The 16340-nt window shown below is 70.5% G+C and carries 15 protein-coding genes; 5 read left to right on the top strand and 10 right to left on the bottom strand.

Annotated elements, in window-relative coordinates; genetic code table 11:
• Nucleotides 1-53: 53 nt before the first annotated feature.
• Genes M4V62_RS37545 through M4V62_RS37560 form a run of 4 tightly spaced genes read right to left on the bottom strand, consistent with a single transcriptional unit; the run spans nucleotide 54 to nucleotide 4231 of the window.
• Complete coding sequence (locus M4V62_RS37545; RefSeq protein ID WP_249591646.1) at nucleotides 54-1115, bottom strand: LacI family DNA-binding transcriptional regulator; 1062 nt, start codon at nucleotides 1113-1115, stop codon at nucleotides 54-56.
• The gene (locus M4V62_RS37550; protein WP_249591647.1) at nucleotides 1112-1939 is read right to left on the bottom strand and encodes a carbohydrate ABC transporter permease; all 828 of its coding nucleotides are present in this window, start codon (nucleotides 1937-1939) and stop codon (nucleotides 1112-1114) included. The genes M4V62_RS37545 and M4V62_RS37550 overlap by 4 nt, the downstream gene beginning before the upstream one ends.
• Before the next feature lie 32 nt (nucleotides 1940-1971).
• Nucleotides 1972-2904 (bottom strand): carbohydrate ABC transporter permease, encoded by a 933-nt coding sequence (locus tag M4V62_RS37555; RefSeq protein ID WP_249591648.1) that lies wholly within the window; start codon nucleotides 2902-2904, stop codon nucleotides 1972-1974.
• A gap of 34 nt (nucleotides 2905-2938) precedes the next feature.
• Entirely contained in the window at nucleotides 2939-4231 is a 1293-nt protein-coding gene (locus M4V62_RS37560; RefSeq protein ID WP_249591649.1) for an ABC transporter substrate-binding protein, read from the bottom strand.
• 247 nt (nucleotides 4232-4478) lie between these two features.
• On the opposite strand from M4V62_RS37560, the gene M4V62_RS37565 reads away from it, so the two are divergent.
• Both M4V62_RS37565 and M4V62_RS37570 read left to right on the top strand, forming a co-directional pair.
• Nucleotides 4479-6500, top strand: coding sequence for an NADPH-dependent 2,4-dienoyl-CoA reductase (locus tag M4V62_RS37565; protein WP_249591650.1), 2022 nt, complete (start codon nucleotides 4479-4481; stop codon nucleotides 6498-6500).
• A 43-nt stretch (nucleotides 6501-6543) separates the two neighbouring features.
• Entirely contained in the window at nucleotides 6544-7083 is a 540-nt protein-coding gene (locus M4V62_RS37570; protein ID WP_249591651.1) for a PadR family transcriptional regulator, read from the top strand.
• A 123-nt stretch (nucleotides 7084-7206) separates the two neighbouring features.
• Here M4V62_RS37570 and M4V62_RS37575 read toward each other — a convergent pair whose 3' ends face one another.
• On the bottom strand, nucleotides 7207-7716 hold the full coding sequence (locus M4V62_RS37575) for a hypothetical protein (RefSeq protein WP_249591652.1): 510 nt from the start codon (nucleotides 7714-7716) through the stop codon (nucleotides 7207-7209).
• Between the two features lie 232 nt (nucleotides 7717-7948).
• Complete coding sequence (locus M4V62_RS37580; RefSeq protein ID WP_249591653.1) at nucleotides 7949-8935, bottom strand: fibronectin type III domain-containing protein; 987 nt, start codon at nucleotides 8933-8935, stop codon at nucleotides 7949-7951.
• A gap of 232 nt (nucleotides 8936-9167) precedes the next feature.
• On the opposite strand from M4V62_RS37580, the gene M4V62_RS37585 reads away from it, so the two are divergent.
• Nucleotides 9168-9896 (top strand): glycoside hydrolase family 75 protein, encoded by a 729-nt coding sequence (locus M4V62_RS37585; protein ID WP_249591654.1) that lies wholly within the window; start codon nucleotides 9168-9170, stop codon nucleotides 9894-9896.
• 22 nt (nucleotides 9897-9918) lie between these two features.
• On the opposite strand, the gene M4V62_RS37590 is transcribed toward M4V62_RS37585, so the two are convergent.
• The 4 genes from M4V62_RS37590 to M4V62_RS37605 all read right to left on the bottom strand — a co-directional run bounded on the left by M4V62_RS37590 (nucleotide 9919) and on the right by M4V62_RS37605 (nucleotide 13508).
• On the bottom strand, nucleotides 9919-10329 hold the full coding sequence (locus M4V62_RS37590) for a PTS-dependent dihydroxyacetone kinase phosphotransferase subunit DhaM (RefSeq protein ID WP_249591655.1): 411 nt from the start codon (nucleotides 10327-10329) through the stop codon (nucleotides 9919-9921).
• Nucleotides 10322-10930: a dihydroxyacetone kinase subunit DhaL gene (gene dhaL, locus M4V62_RS37595; RefSeq protein ID WP_249591656.1), complete on the bottom strand. Its 609-nt coding sequence runs from the start codon at nucleotides 10928-10930 to the stop codon at nucleotides 10322-10324. Before dhaL ends, M4V62_RS37590 begins: the two co-directional genes overlap by 8 nt.
• 89 nt (nucleotides 10931-11019) lie before the next feature.
• The gene (dhaK, locus tag M4V62_RS37600; protein WP_249591657.1) at nucleotides 11020-12012 is read right to left on the bottom strand and encodes a dihydroxyacetone kinase subunit DhaK; all 993 of its coding nucleotides are present in this window, start codon (nucleotides 12010-12012) and stop codon (nucleotides 11020-11022) included.
• A 263-nt stretch (nucleotides 12013-12275) separates the two neighbouring features.
• Nucleotides 12276-13508, bottom strand: coding sequence for a hypothetical protein (locus M4V62_RS37605; RefSeq protein ID WP_249591658.1), 1233 nt, complete (start codon nucleotides 13506-13508; stop codon nucleotides 12276-12278).
• 307 nt (nucleotides 13509-13815) lie between these two features.
• Between M4V62_RS37605 and M4V62_RS37610 the strand changes: the two genes are divergently transcribed.
• The gene (locus M4V62_RS37610; RefSeq protein ID WP_249591659.1) at nucleotides 13816-14877 is read left to right on the top strand and encodes a LacI family DNA-binding transcriptional regulator; all 1062 of its coding nucleotides are present in this window, start codon (nucleotides 13816-13818) and stop codon (nucleotides 14875-14877) included.
• 125 nt (nucleotides 14878-15002) lie between these two features.
• Nucleotides 15003-16337: an extracellular solute-binding protein gene (locus M4V62_RS37615; protein ID WP_249591660.1), complete on the top strand. Its 1335-nt coding sequence runs from the start codon at nucleotides 15003-15005 to the stop codon at nucleotides 16335-16337.
• The last annotated feature ends 3 nt before the right edge of the window (nucleotides 16338-16340 follow it).

The raw sequence follows: 16340 nt of genomic DNA on the forward strand, positions 1-16340 counted from the left end.
GGTGGTACTCAGGTCTTTCCGTACGGGGATGGAGAGGTGATCGGAAGCGGAGGTCAGCCGGTGGGGCCCGTCGACTCGCGGACGACGAGCCGTGGCCGGTCGTCGAGCGCCGCGGGCGGCACGTCCTCGCCGCACTGCGCAAGGAGCGCACGCGCGGCGGCGGCGCCGACCCGCTGCACCTGCTGGTCGACGGTCGTCAGACGCGGATGCAGCCAGCGGCCGATGGGGAGATTGTCGTAGCCGACGACGGACAGGTCGTCCGGGACGCGGAGTCCGGCGCGCTGGGCCGCGCCGATGCCGCACACCGCCATGGAGTCGTTGGCGTACATGACGGCCGTGGGACGCTCCGCCATGCCGAGCAGCCGCTCGGTCGCGGCGACGGCCGCCGCCTCGGAGAAGTCGGTGCTCAGGACGGCAGCGGGCCGGGCTCCCTTGAGCAGCAAGGTCTCTTCGAAGACAGCGCGGCGCAGCCCCGTGTGCAGCAGCTCGCCGGGCCCCGACACATAGGCGATGCGCCGGTGACCGAGTTCCATGAGGTGGTCGACGGCTTCGTGTATGCCGGCGCCCTGGTTGCCCAGGCCCACCGTGGGCACGAGCGCGTCCGGCCGGGGCGCGCCGAGCAGCACGGCGGGCAGGCCGAGGCCCCGCAGGAGCGGCGGGCGCGGATCGTCGGCGCGGGCGTCGGTCAGGACGGCGCCGTCGACGCGGCCCTCGGCGGCCAGGCGTTCGTACAGCGCGCTCTCCTCGGCCACGTCCGTGACCAGGTGGAGCAGCAAGCCGTAGCCGCGTGGGGCCAGTTCGCCCTCAAGACCGGTGATCAGCTCGCTGAAGTGCGGGTCCGCGCCGAGCACGTCCGTGGGGCGGCGCACCACGAGGGCGAGTGTGCGGGTCCGCGCGCTGCGCAGGGCCGTCGCCGTGGCGCTCGGCGACCAGCCGAGCTCGGCGGCGGCGTCCAGGATGCGGCGCCGGGTCGCCTCGGAGATGCGGCCCTTGGCGTTGAAGGCCTGCGAGACGGCGGCCGTGGAGACCCCGGCCGCCGCGGCGACCGCCTTGATCGTCGGACGCGCGCCGCTGTCCCTGCCGTTGTCCCTGCGAGATGTCTCCGACCCGCTCACATCTTCACCGCCCCACTGACGAGGGCCTGCTGCATCCGCTTCTGCAGCACCGTGTAGACGGCCCATACCGGTACGAGAGTCAGAACCGTACCGGCGGTCAGCACCCCGTAATCCGTCCCCGTGAGGGACTTCAGGGTGGGCAGGGCGACCTGGACGGTGCGCTGGGACGGGTCGGGGCCGATGATCACGAGAGAGTAGAGGTACTCGTTCCAGAACGTCAGGAAGTTCAGGAGCAGCACCGTCGCGATGCCGGGCAGACACATCGGCGTATAGACGTGGCGCAGGACCGCGAAGGTGGAGGCGCCGTCCATCCGGGCCGCCTCCTCCATCTCCTTGGGGATGGTCCGCATGAACTGCACCAGGATGACGACGGACAGCGGCATCGCGGTCGCGGGCAGGAAGAGCACCATGAACAGGCGGGTGTGGAACAGGCCTGTCGCCGCGGCCAGCAGGAACGTCGGGAAGAGCGCGGCGAACGTCGGGATGAGGAAGCCCAGCGAGAAGACCTTCTCGACGAACGCCCCGAGCGGGCCCGTCGCGCGGGCGATCGCGAACGCCGCCGGGATCGCGAGCGCCAGCGTCAGCGCGAGCGAGAAGGCCGTCACCAGCGCCGAGTTGACGACCGCGAGCCCCAGATCGGCGCTCTCGAAGGCCGTGCCGAAGTTGCCGAACGACAGCGAGGTGGGGAGGGAGAAGGGGCTGGCGAAGATCTGGTCGTTCGTCTTGAAGGCAGAGGCCAGCAGGTAATAGAGGGGGACGACGAGCAGCGCCGCGTACGCCCACGCCAGGATGTGCGCGGGCAGCCAGGACTTTCCGTGCTTCAAGGTGACCGGCTCCAATCGGGGGTCGTGCGGCGTCAGTAGTTCTGGCGGAACGCGCGGCGGATGGTGAGCAGACCGACGAGACCGACCAGGAAGAGGATCACGCCCACGGTCTGGCTGTAACCGAGGTCGGCCGCGATGAACGCCTTCTGGTAGACGAGGAAGGAGAGCGTCGTCGAGGAACTGCCGGGCCCGCCCTGCGTGAGCAGCAGGACGTGCTGGGCGGAACCGAAGAACGTCCAGAGGAACTGGAGCATCGTCACCACGCCCACGTACTCGCGGATGACCGGGAAGTGCACGCGCCACATCGTCCGCCAGTGCCCGGCGCCGTCCAACTGCGCCGCCTCGCCGATCTCCTCGGGCACGCTGCCGAGGCGGGCGGCGAACAGGACGGCGGTGAAGCCGATGCCGCCCCAGATGTCAAGGACGATCAGACACGCGAGGGCCGTCGAGGGAGAGGCGAGCCAGGCGTCGGTCACCGAGCCGAGGCCCACCGACTTCAGCGCCCCGTTGACCAGGCCGTCGGGGGAGAGCGCCGCGTAGAAGACCATCGCCTTGGCCGGGGTGGAGATCAGGCCGGGGATGAAGAGGAGATAGCGCAGGACCTTGTGGCCCGGCGGCTTCTGCGCCACGTAGTAGCCCAGCATGTACGCGCACACGATCATGATCGGCAGTGCGACGGCGAGCTGGACCGCCGTATTGCGCACGGCGTCCCAGAACACCGGGTCGTCGAAGACGGTACGGACGTTGTCGAGCCCGGCGAACGAGACTGGCTGGAGCATGCCCGGCCAGTGCAGGGCCGCGATCACGAAGATCGCGACCATCGGGCCGACCATGAAGACCAGGTACCAGACCAGGGCGGGGACGGCGAGGATCGTGCCGCCCTCGCGGCGGCGCTTGCGGACAGGGGGCTTCGACGGTGCGGGGCGGACCTCGGTCCCGCCCGGCGTCGACGTCAGTGTCGTCATCTCGGGTGACTCCCAGAAGGCTCGGGCGGGCGGCTCATGCGGTGCGGTACGCGGCTTCGAGCACGGAGCGCACCTTGGCGGGGCTCGTGCCGCGCGTGAACGCCGTGCTGGTCGCGGTGATCAGCGGCTGCGTCGCGGCCGGCGGGACGTAGATGTCGGGCAGCAGGGCCTGGCTGACGTCGGTGCCGAGCTTCTGCGCCTCGGCGACGAGCGGGAAGTCCGTGCTGAGGGTGTCGGAGCGCAGGGCCATGTCGCGGCCGGACTCCTTGATGAAGCGCGAGACGGTGTCCTCGCGGTACATGAAGCGCACGAACTTCTCGACGGCGTCCAGCTTCTTCGTGCCGTTCGGGCTGATCCAGAAGCCGATGAGGGTGTACGTCCGCAGGATCGTCGGCTTGGTGTGCGCGGCGTCCGGCGCGAGCGGCCAGCCGCCGACCTCGGTGTGCCGGGCGACCTTCTGAGGGACCTTGGCAAGGGCCGATGACATCGCGGACTCGATGGCGGCGGACTCGGTGTTGAACTGCGTCGTCATCGTGTCCGACGTCAGACCCTGTGCCTTGTCGGCGAAGACGCCCGCGTCGCGCAGGGCGGCGAAGTACTCGATGCCCTCGCGTGCGCCCCGGCTGCCGCTGAAGTCGCCGCTCGTGAACACCTTTCGCGCCTCGTCGGGCGAGAGGAACGTCTGGATGATCTGGGCCAGGAGCTTCTGGCCCGTCCAGTCGTTGCCGCCGACCGTCACCGGTGCGATGCCCTTGGCGCGGAGCTTGCGGGCGGCGGAGATCAGCTGGTCGCCGGTGGTGGGTATCTCGTCGACACCGGCTTTGCGGAGCAGCGCGGTATTGTACGCGACGGGCCAGTTGGTGGCGAAGTACGGGAAAGCCCGAAGGCGCCCCTTGCCGTCGGTCCAGGCGTCGAGGGCGACGGGCAGGACCCGCTTCCGCAGCCCCCAGTCGTCCATGTACCCCAAGACGTCGACCGTCGCCCCGACATCGGTCCAGGCCAGCGTCTTGTCGTAGAGGTTCACCATGACGACGTCCGGCTCCTTGCGGGCAAGCCGGGAGGTCTCGTAGACCTGCGCGAGGTCGTCGCCGTTGACGAGGTTCTTCACCTTCAGGCCGGGATTCTCGTCCCGGAAGGCGTTCAGGGCGGACAGGTACGTGGGCGAGCCCGGAGCGGTGGTGCCGAGCTGGCTGTGCACCACGAGCGTGTCGGGATCGGAATCCGCCGACGCCAGCGTGGAACAGCCGGCGAGGGCGGGCAGGGTGGTGGCGGCGGCCAGGCCTGAACCTGCGGCGAGGAAGCCGCGCCGACTCATCGTTGAGCGCACAGCGGGATGTCTCCAACCAGGGCGGTTAATCGATATACCTGCGGGGGTGCGAGGAGCGTAGGAGCGCTTCGTTGAATGGTCAATCCCCTGTTGCGCACGGTGAATCTTCCGGCAATGCGGTCAAAACGGTCACGGGGGAGCGTGCTGCGCCGAAGTGGCGCCCGCCACGTCTTTATGCAACTAGTTGCACAAGGGGTCGGCGTCCTCTAGAACTGTCCTGACGACACACCGCGTACGGAGGGCCCGCATGAGCCGCTACCCGAACCTGCTGAACCCGCTCGACCTGGGCTTCACCACCCTGCCCAACCGGGTCCTGATGGGATCCATGCACGTGGGCCTGGAAGAGGCGCCGAACGGCTTCGAGCGGATGGCGGAGTTCTACGCGACCCGTGCGCGCGGCGGTGTCGGCCTCATCGTCACCGGCGGCATCGCCCCCAACGAGCTCGGCCGCCCCTGGGACGGCGGTGCCAAGCTGACCACCGAGGCGGAGGCCCAGGAACACGCGGGCGTCACCGCGGCCGTGCACGCCGCGGGCGGCAAGATCGCCATGCAGATCCTGCACTTCGGGCGGTACGCCTACCACGAGGGCCTTGTCGCGCCGAGCGCGATCAAGGCGCCGATCAGCCCCTTCGTGCCCCGCGCTCTCACCGACGACGAGGTCGAGCAGACCATCGAGGACTTCGTGCGCGCCGCCGAGCTCGCCAAGCTCGCGGGCTACGACGGCGTCGAAGTCATGGGCTCCGAGGGCTACTTGATCAACGAGTTCATCGCGGCCCCCACCAACCAGCGCGAGGACCGCTGGGGCGGCGCCTACGAGAACCGCATCCGCTTCCCCGTGGAGATCGTCCGGCGCATACGCGAGCGCGTCGGCGCGGACTTCATCATCATCTACCGCCTCTCTATGCTCGACCTCGTCCCCGGCGGCTCGACCCTCGAAGAGGTCGTGCACCTCGCCAAGGAGATCGAGGCCGCGGGCGCCACGATCATCAACACCGGCATCGGCTGGCACGAGGCGCGCATCCCCACCATCGCGACGTCGGTGCCGCGCGGCGCTTACACCTTCGTCACGAAGAAGGTCATGGGCGAGGTCTCCGTACCGCTCGTCACCACCAACCGCATCAACACCCCGGAGATCGCCGAGCAGTTGCTCGCCGACGGCGCCGCCGACATGGTCTCCCTGGCCCGCCCGCTCCTGGCCGACCCGGACTTCGTCGCCAAGGCGAAGGCCGAGGACTCCGACGCCATCAACACCTGCATCGGCTGCAACCAGGCCTGCCTGGACCACACCTTCAACCTCCAGATCACCTCCTGCCTGGTGAACCCGCGCGCCTGCCACGAGACCGAGCTCGTCCTCGCGCCGACCCGCACCAAGAAGCGCGTCGCCGTCGTGGGCGCGGGCCCGGCAGGCCTCGCCTTCGCGGTCTCCGCGGCCGAGCGCGGCCATGCCGTCACGCTCATCGACGCGGCGTCCGAGATCGGCGGTCAGCTCAACGTCGCCCGCAAGGTCCCCGGCAAGGAAGAGTTCGACGAGACCCTGCGCTACTACCGCACGCAGCTCGAACGGCACGGCGTGGACGTCCAGTTGAACACCCGCGCCACGGCGGAAGGGCTGGCGAAGGCCGCGTACGACGAGGTGGTCGTCGCCACCGGAGTCACGCCCCGCACGCCGGAGATCCCCGGCATCGACCACCCCAGCGTGGTCGGCTACCTCGACGTGCTGCGCGACAGCGCGCCCGTGGGGGAGCGGGTCGCGATCATCGGCGCCGGCGGCATCGGCTTCGACGTCGCGGAGTACCTCACCGACGGCGGCGACAAGGCCAGCCTGGACCCGGCGACGTACTTCCGTCAGTGGGGCGTCGACATGGACTACAAGGACCGCGGCGGCCTGACCGAGCCCGACCGCCCCACCCCGCCGCGCCAGGTGCACCTCCTGCAGCGCAAGACGTCCAAGGTCGGCCAAGGCCTCGGCAAGACCACCGGCTGGATCCACCGCACCGAGCTGCGCCACCGCGGCGTCACCATGGTCGCGGGCGCGAGCTACGACCTGATCGACGACGCGGGCCTGCACGTCACGGTCGACGGACAGTCCACGGTCATCCCCGTCGACACGGTCGTCCTCTGCTCCGGCCAGGACCCGCGCCGCGACCTGTACGAGGACCTCCTTGCCGCCGGGCACAGCGCGCACCTCATCGGGGGCGCGGACGTGGCGGCCGAGCTGGACGCCAAGCGCGCCATCAAGCAGGGCACGGAGCTGGCCGCGGCGCTGTGACACCGGGCGTCCGCCCTCGGACGCCGTACCTAGGATGGCCGCCATGTCACTCCCGCACGCGATCCTCACCGCCCTGATGGAGAAGCCCTCGTCCGGGCTGGAGCTCACCCGCAGGTTCGACAAGTCGATCGGCTACTTCTGGTCGGCCACGCACCAGCAGATCTACCGCGAGCTGGGGAAACTGGAACGGGACGGGGCCATCCGCGCCCTTGAGCAGCAGCAGACGACCCGCGGGCAGAAGAAGGAGTACGAGGTCCTGCCCGCGGGCCGCGCCGAGCTGGCCCGCTGGACGGCCGCGAGCCAGGACCCCAAGCCGCTGCGGGACACGCTGCTGCTGCGCCTGCGGGCGGCGGCGGTCGTCGGAACGGAGGGCATCGAGGCGGACCTGCACCGCCATCTCGCCCTGCACCAGCGGCAGTTGGCCGAGTACGAGGAGATCGAGAAGCGGGACTTCCCGCCGGGCAAGGACGCGGTGGAGGACCGGTTGCGGCATGTGGTGCTGCGGGCCGGGATCGATCTGGAGACGTTCTGGACGCAGTGGCTTGAGCGGACCCTTGAGGAGCTCGGGACGCCGGACGCCTGACGTTCCTCAGTGCCTCGCGCCTGGTGCTCGTGTGAGAGACGGCTGCCGCCGGCCCGACGTGAGTCGGGACCGGCGGCAGCCGCATTCCTTGTGGCACTGAATCCTTGGATCCCTGGATCCGGATCAGAGCCGGTGCTGCGCGCCGCGGCGGCGCAGGTACCAGGTGCCACCACCGACGCCGGCCAAGGCCACGAGGGCCCCGCCCGCGGCGAGGGTGAGCGTGCCGTAGTCCTCGCTGCCACCGCCGAGACCGCCCCGGACGCCGCGCGCGGGCGCCGTCGTGGACGAGGTGGTCGGCGATGCCCCGACGGTGACCGTCTGGGAACCGGCCGCCGAACCGTCCTCGCAGACCACAGCCACCGTATGGACGCCGGTGCTGACGTTCTGCCAGGAGGCGCTGCCGCCCGTCAGTTCCACTTGCCTTCCTTGCGCGAAACTGGACTGGCCGTTGCTCATCAGCGAGGCGTCGCCTCCGTTGACGCAGGCCGCGGTGGTGACCGTGACCGTCGATCCCGTGGCGGTGACCGTGATTCCTCCGGCGGCGAACGCCGACGGAGCGGTCAGTGCCAGCGGAAGTGCAGCAGCGGCGGCGATGGTCAGGCCGGCGCGGACGAATATCTGAGTGGTACGCATGAGTCTGCCCTCCGGTGGCACGGGAGGCGGTACATCCCATGCGCCGCCGGGGGTCGGGGAGCGCCCGTGCTACCTGACGACGAGCCAACGTGCCCTTCGCCGATGCCGCATGCGGACAGCCACCGGGCAGGTGACGGAATCCTTCGTACGGCCGACAGCTGACCTGGCGTCATGGGCGTCCGTGGCCTTATGGGCGTCCGTTGCCTTATGGGCGTCCGTCGCCTTGTGGGCTTCAGCCGGTGGTGACCGTCCGTTCGGCGGAGTAGCCGCCCCATGTCCCGTCGGGGAGCTTGGCCCGGAGCTTCACGCGGTGCGTGTCCCCCGGCTTCTTGCCCACGTAGAAGGTGTGCGTGGCCTTCTTCCGGGGTGCGGCGCCGCCGAACACCAGCGAGGTGGCCGTCTTGCCGTCGAGGTGGATCTGGTACTCCGCCACCGCGCCGCCGGTGTGCGGCGGCGTCCAGGCCAGGTCGATGTAGTACGCCCCGTCGGCGTGGCGGGTCTTCGCGCGGAAGTCCGTCGGCGCCGTGCCCCGCCCGTCGTCCCGGCCCGCCGCGGTGGTCAGGCGGACGGCGCGACTCGCGGGCGACGCGTTGTCGGCCGCGTCGAGCGCCTTGACGGTGAAGCGGTAGGCCGTGCCAGGACGCAACCCCGTGACGAGGGTCTCGCGCTCGCTCCCGGCCACGCTGTGGATCTTCGACGTGCCCTGATAGATCTCGTACGAGGCGACGCCCTTGTCGTCCTTCGAGGCACCCCAGGACAGCGTCACCGCCCGGCTCCCTTCGGCCGCACCCCGCGGTGAGCCGGGCCGGGACGGCGGTTCGCGGTCCGCGGCGGCCGCGGCTGGTGTGGTCACCGTCAGCTTCCTGCTGGCAGGGCTGACGTTCCCCTCGGCGTCACGGGCGCGGACGGTGAAGCTGTAGGCCGTGGACGGCTTCAGGCCGACGACGTCCACCATGTGCTTGGCGCTCGGCACGCGCTCGACCCTGGTGGCGCCTCGGTACACGTCGTAGCCGGTGACTTCCGTGTCGTCCGTGGCCTGGTTCCACATGACGTGGGCGGTGGTGGCGCTGCCCGCCTGGACGGTGACGCCTCGGGGGGCGGCCGGGGGCTGCACGTCCTTCGTGTCCTGGCCGCCGCCCCAGGCGCAGGAGGTGAGGGTGCAGGTGGTGGCAAGGAGGAGGGCGGAGAAGGGGGTGGACAGGTGGGGGGTCCGTCGCACGGTCGTGCCTTCCACTCGGGCGGCATTGGTCCGGACCTATTTGACAGGGGTGTCGAGTGCACATCAAGAGGCGGGTCGCACTTCGAGGGGGTGTGCGCGTCCGCCGTCCGGGCCCTGAGCGGTGACCGAGGTGTACGACCCGGGACAGATTGGGATGTCTGGTCACGAGCTCGGGCCGACTGCCCGCGCTCATCCGACCAACCGTCAGTTCCTCCCAGGAAGGCCCTTTCTCGTGCGAACCAGAACGACGGCGCTCGCCGTGGCGGCCGGAGCCGCCCTGCTCGCCCCCGTGTCCCTGCCCGCCGCGGCGTATCCACAGGAGACCGCGCCGCCCCGCAAGTCAGCGGAGAACAAAGGGGGTTCGGCCGCCCGGGAAGGGAGTGTGAGCGCTTCGGCGCTTCTCGCCAAGGTCGGATCCTGCAAACAGATCTCGCGCGGCAAGTACCGTACGGACGACGGCACCCGCGCGAACATCCCCGTCTGCGGCAAGCGGGGCGCGGTGTTCTGGAAGGCCGACATGGACATCGACTGCGACGGCCGGCCGAGCAAGGCCTGCAACCGGCGCACGGACCCGTTGTTCTTCCACGCCACCGCGTTCCAGGAATCCAACGGCCGCCAGCTGAGCGCGGAGCGCCTCCCGTACATCGTCGTGCCGGGCGCGAGCCGCCGCTGGAACCACGCGGCGCACGGCATCACGGGGGGCTCGGTGGCCGCCGTGATCCACCGGGGCAAGGTCCTGTACGCCGTCGTCGGCGACACCGGCCCCACCCGCCTCATCGGCGAGGCGTCCTACGCGGCGGCGAAGTCGCTCGGCATCCGCGCCGACCCCAGGTCCGGCGGCACCGACGCGGGCGTCACCTACCTCGTCTTCAAGGGGCCCAAGGCGTCGCCCATCCAGAGCCACCGGGCCGCGGTCACCCGAGGTGACGCGCTGGCCCGGCAGTTCCTCCGGCAGAACTGACCGGATCGCCCGGCGGGGTTGCTCACGCCTTCCGGTAGGAGTACGCCTCCGCGGCCGCGGCCTCCACCGCGTCCACATCGGCGCCCGCCGAAGCGGCCACCACCGCCGCGACCGCGCCCTCGACGAACGGGGCGTCCACCAGGCGGGCGCCCTCGGGGAGCTCGTCGCCCTCGGCGATCAGCGCCTTCACGGTGAGGACCGCGCTGCCCAGGTCGGTGAGGATCGCGATGCCCGCGCCGCGGTCCACCTTCGCGGCGGCCTGGGCGATGAGCTCCGAGCTCGTGCCGAGGCCGCCGTCCTCGGTGCCGCCCGCGGCGGCCACGGGCGCGGTCGACCCGCCGCCCGCGAGCCCTGTGGCCAGCGCGGCGACCGATTCGGCGACGGCACCGCTGTGCGAGACGAGGACGATGCCGACCAGCTTGTCGTCACTCACGGCCGGCCTCCGCGGTCTGCACGAGGGCGTCGAACAGGAGCGCCGACGAGGTCGCCCCCGGATCCTGGTGCCCGATGCTGCGCTCGCCCAGATAACTGGCCCGCCCCTTGCGCGCCTGCAGGGGCGTCGTGGCGAGGGCGCCTTCGTTGGCCGCCTCGCGCGCCGCGCCGAACGACTCCGAGAGCGCGTCGACCGCGGGGACGAGGGCGTCCAGCATGGTCTTGTCGCCGGGCACGGCGCCGCCCAGCGCGCCGACGGCGTCGACGCCGGTGCGCAGCGCGTCGGCGAACTCCTGCTCGCTGACCTCGGCGGCATCACCGAGGGCCTTGCCGGTACGCCGGAGCAACGTCCCGTACAGCGGCCCCGACGCACCCCCCACGGTCGAGATCAACTGCCGCCCCGCCAGGGTGAGCACGGCCCCCGGTGTGGTGGGCGCGTCCTTCTCCAGGGTGGCCGCCACGGCGGCGAACCCGCGCTGCAGATTGCTGCCGTGGTCGGCGTCACCGATCGGCGAGTCCAGCTCGGTGAGCCGCTCCGCCTCCCGGTCGACGAGTGCGGCGGCCGAGGTCAGCCACTGACGGAAGAATGCGGCATCGAGCACGGAAACTCCTTGCGCGGTAGAACAGTTGGGCAGAGGGACTGAGTCGTTCGGGATGACAGGGCGTCGGGTTGGCCGGGTGACGGCCGGGATCAGACACCCCACCGAAGCCCGGCGGTACGGACCGGGGCGTTCCAGAGCCGCAGCAGCTCCTCGTCGACCTGACACAGGGTCACGGAGGCCCCGGCCATGTCCAGCGAGGTCACGTAGTCGCCGACCAGTGTGTGCGCCACGACGACGCCGCGCTCCGCGAGGACACGCTGGACCTCGGCATTGAAGCCGTACAGCTCGAGCAGGGGAGTGGCCCCCATGCCGTTGACGAGCACGAGCACCGGGTTACGCGGACGCAGATCCTCGAGTACGGCGTCCACGGCGAAGTCCGCGATCTCACTGGACGTCATCATCGCGCGCCGCTCACGTCCGGGCTCACCATGGATCCCGACGCCCAACTCCAGCTCGCCGGTGGGCAGATCAAAGGTCGGGCTGCCCTTGGCGGGCGTGGAACAGGCGCTCAGCGCGACCCCGAAGCTCCGCGCGTTCTCGTTCACCTGCCGCGCGATCGCCTCGACCCGCTCCAACGGCATGCCCTCCTCGGCCGCCGCGCCCGCGATCTTCTCGACGTACAGCGTCGCACCGGTGCCGCGACGCCCGGCCGTGTACAGGCTGTCGGTGACGGCCACGTCGTCATTGACGAGCACCTTGGCGACCTGGATGCCCTCGTCCTCGGCGAGCTCGGCGGCCATGTCGAAGTTGAGGACGTCCCCCGTGTAGTTCTTCACGACGAACAGCACCCCCGCACCGCTGTCCACGGCGGCAGCCGCGCGCACCATCTGATCGGGCACGGGCGAGGTGAACACCTCACCGGGACAGGCGGCCGACAACATGCCCGGCCCCACGAAGCCGCCGTGCAGCGGCTCATGCCCGGAGCCCCCGCCGGAGACGAGGGCGACCTTCCCGGCTACGGGAGCGTCCCTGCGCACGATCACGCGGTTCTCCACGTCGATCGTCAAGTCGGGATGCGCGGCCGCCATACCCCGCAACGCGTCCGCGACGACTGTCTCCGCCACGTTGATCAGCATCTTCATGGGTACCTCCTGGTGAGATGAGCAGTTGAGCCTCTGGGCAGTGTCTTCGCAGGTCAGACCAAGTACTTCCAATTCTCGATCTTGGCGGTTCCGCACTCCGGACCTGAGGTCATTATCGAGGGAAAGGCACCAGGTGGCGCGGGCTGTGCTCGAACTGTCCGGCTTTGAAACGTCGCCCGCTGCCTGCGGATGACCGAGGAGCGGTATATCGGTCGCGCAGGGGCAGCTGCCCGGTGTGATGACCTTGTACACCGCCGCTCGTGCTAGGGCCGGTGGCGCACGATCACGGCGCGGCTGAAGTTCGCCTCGCCGAATGCTCCAAGCTCGGCCGAGCCGACGCCCCATGCCTCATCGGTCCCCGGGACCGGGACGATCTCGGCCAGCCGGAACGACTGCTTCCTGTCGACCCCGGTGACCTTCCCGGTGGTCCCGGCGACGTAGGGCGGCCGTGCGATGCGGCTCACCTTCCCGTCCGCGCCGCGCACCCTCTTGGCGTCAAGGACTCCCGCAGGCAGGGAACGCGACGTGCCCCACCGCTCGCCGTCCCAGTGCAGAGCGCAGGGACGATCGCCCACAGGGGCGTACCGGGGCCCGGTGTACGGGCCGTACTCGATCCCCATCGCCCACACGTCCTCGGCGCCCCGCGCGACGAGGGTGCGCACCTGCGTCCGGCAGCCGCGGAACCGCGCATCCGCCGTCTCGACGTCCGGCATCGACTCCGCACGCCACTGCCGCCCGTCCCATCGCGCCGCCCCGAGCCGAAGAGGACGTGGCTTCGGATGGTCCGGATCCGCCTCGTCCGCCTTGTCCGCCTTGGGGTCGGGAACATTCCCGGCCACCCGGAGATCCCCGCCGGCCGTCTCAGGCGTGATGGCGTGGGCTTCCACAGGCAACTGGGTGGCGGTCCAGCCATGCCCGTCCCAGTGCCAGGCAGTCCGCTGCTCGGGCTGCCCGAGCACCCAGACGTCCGAGGCCCCCAGCACCGCGACCCCGGTCACCTGACTTGCCCTGGGCGGTTCGACGGCCACCCAGCGGTTGCCGTCGAACCGGGCGGCGACCGCTGTGGGCGACGTGCCCGGCCCGTGGTGAACGCGCCCGAACAGCCAGGCGCTGCCGACACCGGCGTGCAGACTCACCGGACTGAGCGTGCCGCCGCCCAGTGCGTCACGCAGATCAGAGTCCAGGTCGTACCGCTGCCACCGTGAGCCGTCGAACCGCAGCATCCGCGTCCGCGGACCTGAGCCGCCGGGATCACCGAGCGCCGCCATGGCCCAGGCCTCGTGCCGGGACACGGCCGCGATGTCGAGCACCTGACTGCCGACGGAGTCGACGTCGGAGACGTACTCGTACGCCCAGGCCCGCTGGGCGGCTGCTCCACCGGAACGGGAGCCACTCGTCTCCGGGTCAGCCGAGCGCGACCCCTGCGTTCCGCACCCGGCGAGCAGCGCACAAGCAGAGACAAGAGCAACCCGGCTGATGACGCGTGGTATCGGCATTCCCGGGATTGTACGGACCGGCTCAGGCCCGCCCTCCTGTGCCGTCGCGAGCACCGGTTGCCCCCGAAGAGCGCATCGAGAGACGGACGAACAATGCAGAGGACGCAGATGCAGCCACCGACGAGCGGGATCCTGCCAGGGAGATCTGCGCCTGCCGATTCGGGCAGTGACACGGCGTCACGCATCGCACGGTACGTTCGAGGGGCCGGACGGACGGGCGGGGTGACCGGCGGGCGGCCAACGGCATGTCCTACGGTTTCCGGAAGTCGTCCGGAGGCTTTCCGGGCGTACAGCTACGGAGGTGGGGATGGTGGCCGGGGAACGCACTCAGCGCAAGGCAGGCACGGGGAGCCCGGATGGGGTGGCGAAGGTGACGATCACCGAGATCGCGCGGGAGGCCGGGGTATCCGTGCCGACCGTCTCGCGGGTCGTCAACGGGCGCTCGGACGTCTCGCACGCGACCCGCGCCCGCATCGAGGACCTGCTGCACCGGCACGGCTACCGGCGCCGGTCGACCGCGCCCGGGGCCCGGGCGGCCCTGCTCGACCTGGTCTTCAACGACCTGGACAGTCCGTGGGCCGTCGAGATCATCCGGGGCGTGGAGGAGGTCGCGCACGAGGCGAGCGTGGGCACGGTGGTCTCCGCGATCCACGACCGGGCGGGCGACGCGCGGCAATGGATGACCAACCTGCGGGCCCGCGCCTCCGACGGGGTGATCCTCGTGACGTCGGTGCTCGAACCCGGGCTCCAGGACGAACTGCAGCGCCTGGGAGTGCCGTTGGTGGTGATCGACCCGGCCGGATCCCCCGCCACCGAGGCGCCGACCGTGGGCGCCACGAACTGGGCGGGCGGGATGGCGGCCACCGAGCATCTGCTCCAGCTCGGGCACCGGCGGATCGGGTTCATCCAGGGCCCTCCGCGGCTGCTGTGCTCACGGGCCCGGCTCGACGGCTATCGGGCCGCGCTGGATGTATCCGGGGTCGCCGTCGACGACGCGCTCGTGATGCCTGGTGACTTCTACCACGAGTCCGGATTCACCGGCGCGGGGCGGCTGTTGGACCTCGACGAACCGCCGACCGCGATCTTCGCCGCGAGCGACCAGATGGCGCTCGGCGCGATCGAGGCGCTGCGCCGTCGGGGCCTGCGGGTGCCGGAGGACATGAGCGTCGTCGGCTTCGACGACCTGCCGGAGGTGCGCTGGTCCTCGCCTCCGCTCACGACGGTCCGTCAACCTCTGTCCGAGATGGGCAAGTTGGCGGCGCGGATGCTGCTCGACCTCGCGCGGAGCGTCGATCTGGCCTCGCCGCGGGTGGAACTGGCGACCGAGCTGGTGGTCCGCGCGAGCACCGCCGCGCCGCGCCGCGCATAGCGGAACGGGACACTCCGGGGGTGTCAACGCCCTTTTCTGTCAGGGGCGTTGACACCCCCTACGCATGCCCGTAATTTCCATGGCCGTCTCCCGATAGTTCTCGGAAACCTTCCGGAAGGTGCGCCATGCCAGCCTTCGACCGAGCCGTCACGTCCGCGTCCGGCGCCGCGTCCTCAGCTCTCTCCCGCCGCCGAGTCCTGGCGACCGCGTCGGCGGTGGGACTGGGCGCGGCCGGTCTCTCCGCCTGCTCGGACTCAGGGTCCACCACCACCGACAGCCAGGGCCGAACCGTGGTGGAGTGGTGGCACATCCAGACCACGGAGCCGTCGCAGTCCGTCTGGCCCGAACGGGCCAAGGCGTTCGAGGCCGAGAACCCCGATGTGCGCATCAAGCTCGTCTCGTTGGAGAACGACGCCTACAAGTCGAAGATGACGGCGCTGACCAGTTCCGGAAAGCTGCCGGACATCTACCACACGTGGGGCGGCGGTGTGCTCGAGCAGCAGATCGACGCCGGTCTTGTCGAGGACCTGACCCCCTCGATCAAGCCCTGGGCGGACACGCTCATGCAGGCTTCGCTGAAGCCGTACGAGATCGAGGGGAAGACGTACGCCGTGCCCTTCGAGATCGGGGCGGTGGGCTTCTGGTACAACAAGGCGCTGTTCGCCAAGGCCGGCATCAAGGCGCCGCCCGCCACCTGGGCCGATTACCTCGACGCGGTCAAGAAGCTGAAGAGCGCCGGGATCACCCCCATCGCCCTCGCGGGCAAGGAGAAGTGGCCCGGCATGTACTACTGGGCCTACCTGTCCATGCGGATCGCCGGGGTCGACGGCATGCAGAAGGCCGCTGACGCCAAGGACTTCACGGGCGACGACTTCGTCAAGGCGGGCGAGCACCTCAAGGAGCTCGTATCGCTCCGGCCGTTCCAGAAGGGTCACCTCGGTGCCGCGTACTCCACGCCCACCGGGGAGGCGGCCGCCATGGGCAACGGCAAGGCGGCGATGGAGCTGATGGGCCAGTGGGGGCCCGTCGTGCAGGCCGACGCGGGCAAGGGAATCGGCAAGGATCTCGACTTCTTCCCGTTCCCCGCGGTCGACGGCGGCAAGGGCGCCCGCACTGACATCTTCGGCGGAGGAGGCGGCTACGCGGTGCGCAAGGGGGCGCCCAAGGCAGCCGTCGACTTCCTGAAGTTCTTCATGACGGCCGAGTCCGACCGCATCCTCGTGAAGGAGGCCGCGATCATGCCCGTCGTGAAGGACGCACAGAGTTCCCTGACCGACCGCAATCTCAAGGACGTCGCCGAAGCCGTCGACCAGGCCACCGCCTTCCAGCTCTACCTCGACCAGGCATACCCGCCCGCCGTCGGCCAGGAGATCAACGACTCGGTGGCCGCCCTGATCGCCGGCTCCAAGTCGCCCGAGCAGGTAACCCGTTCGGTCACCCAGGTCGCGAAGAGCCAGTGACCG

Origin of the sequence: Streptomyces durmitorensis, assembly GCF_023498005.1 — a bacterium.
Lineage (GTDB): Bacteria > Actinomycetota > Actinomycetes > Streptomycetales > Streptomycetaceae > Streptomyces > Streptomyces durmitorensis.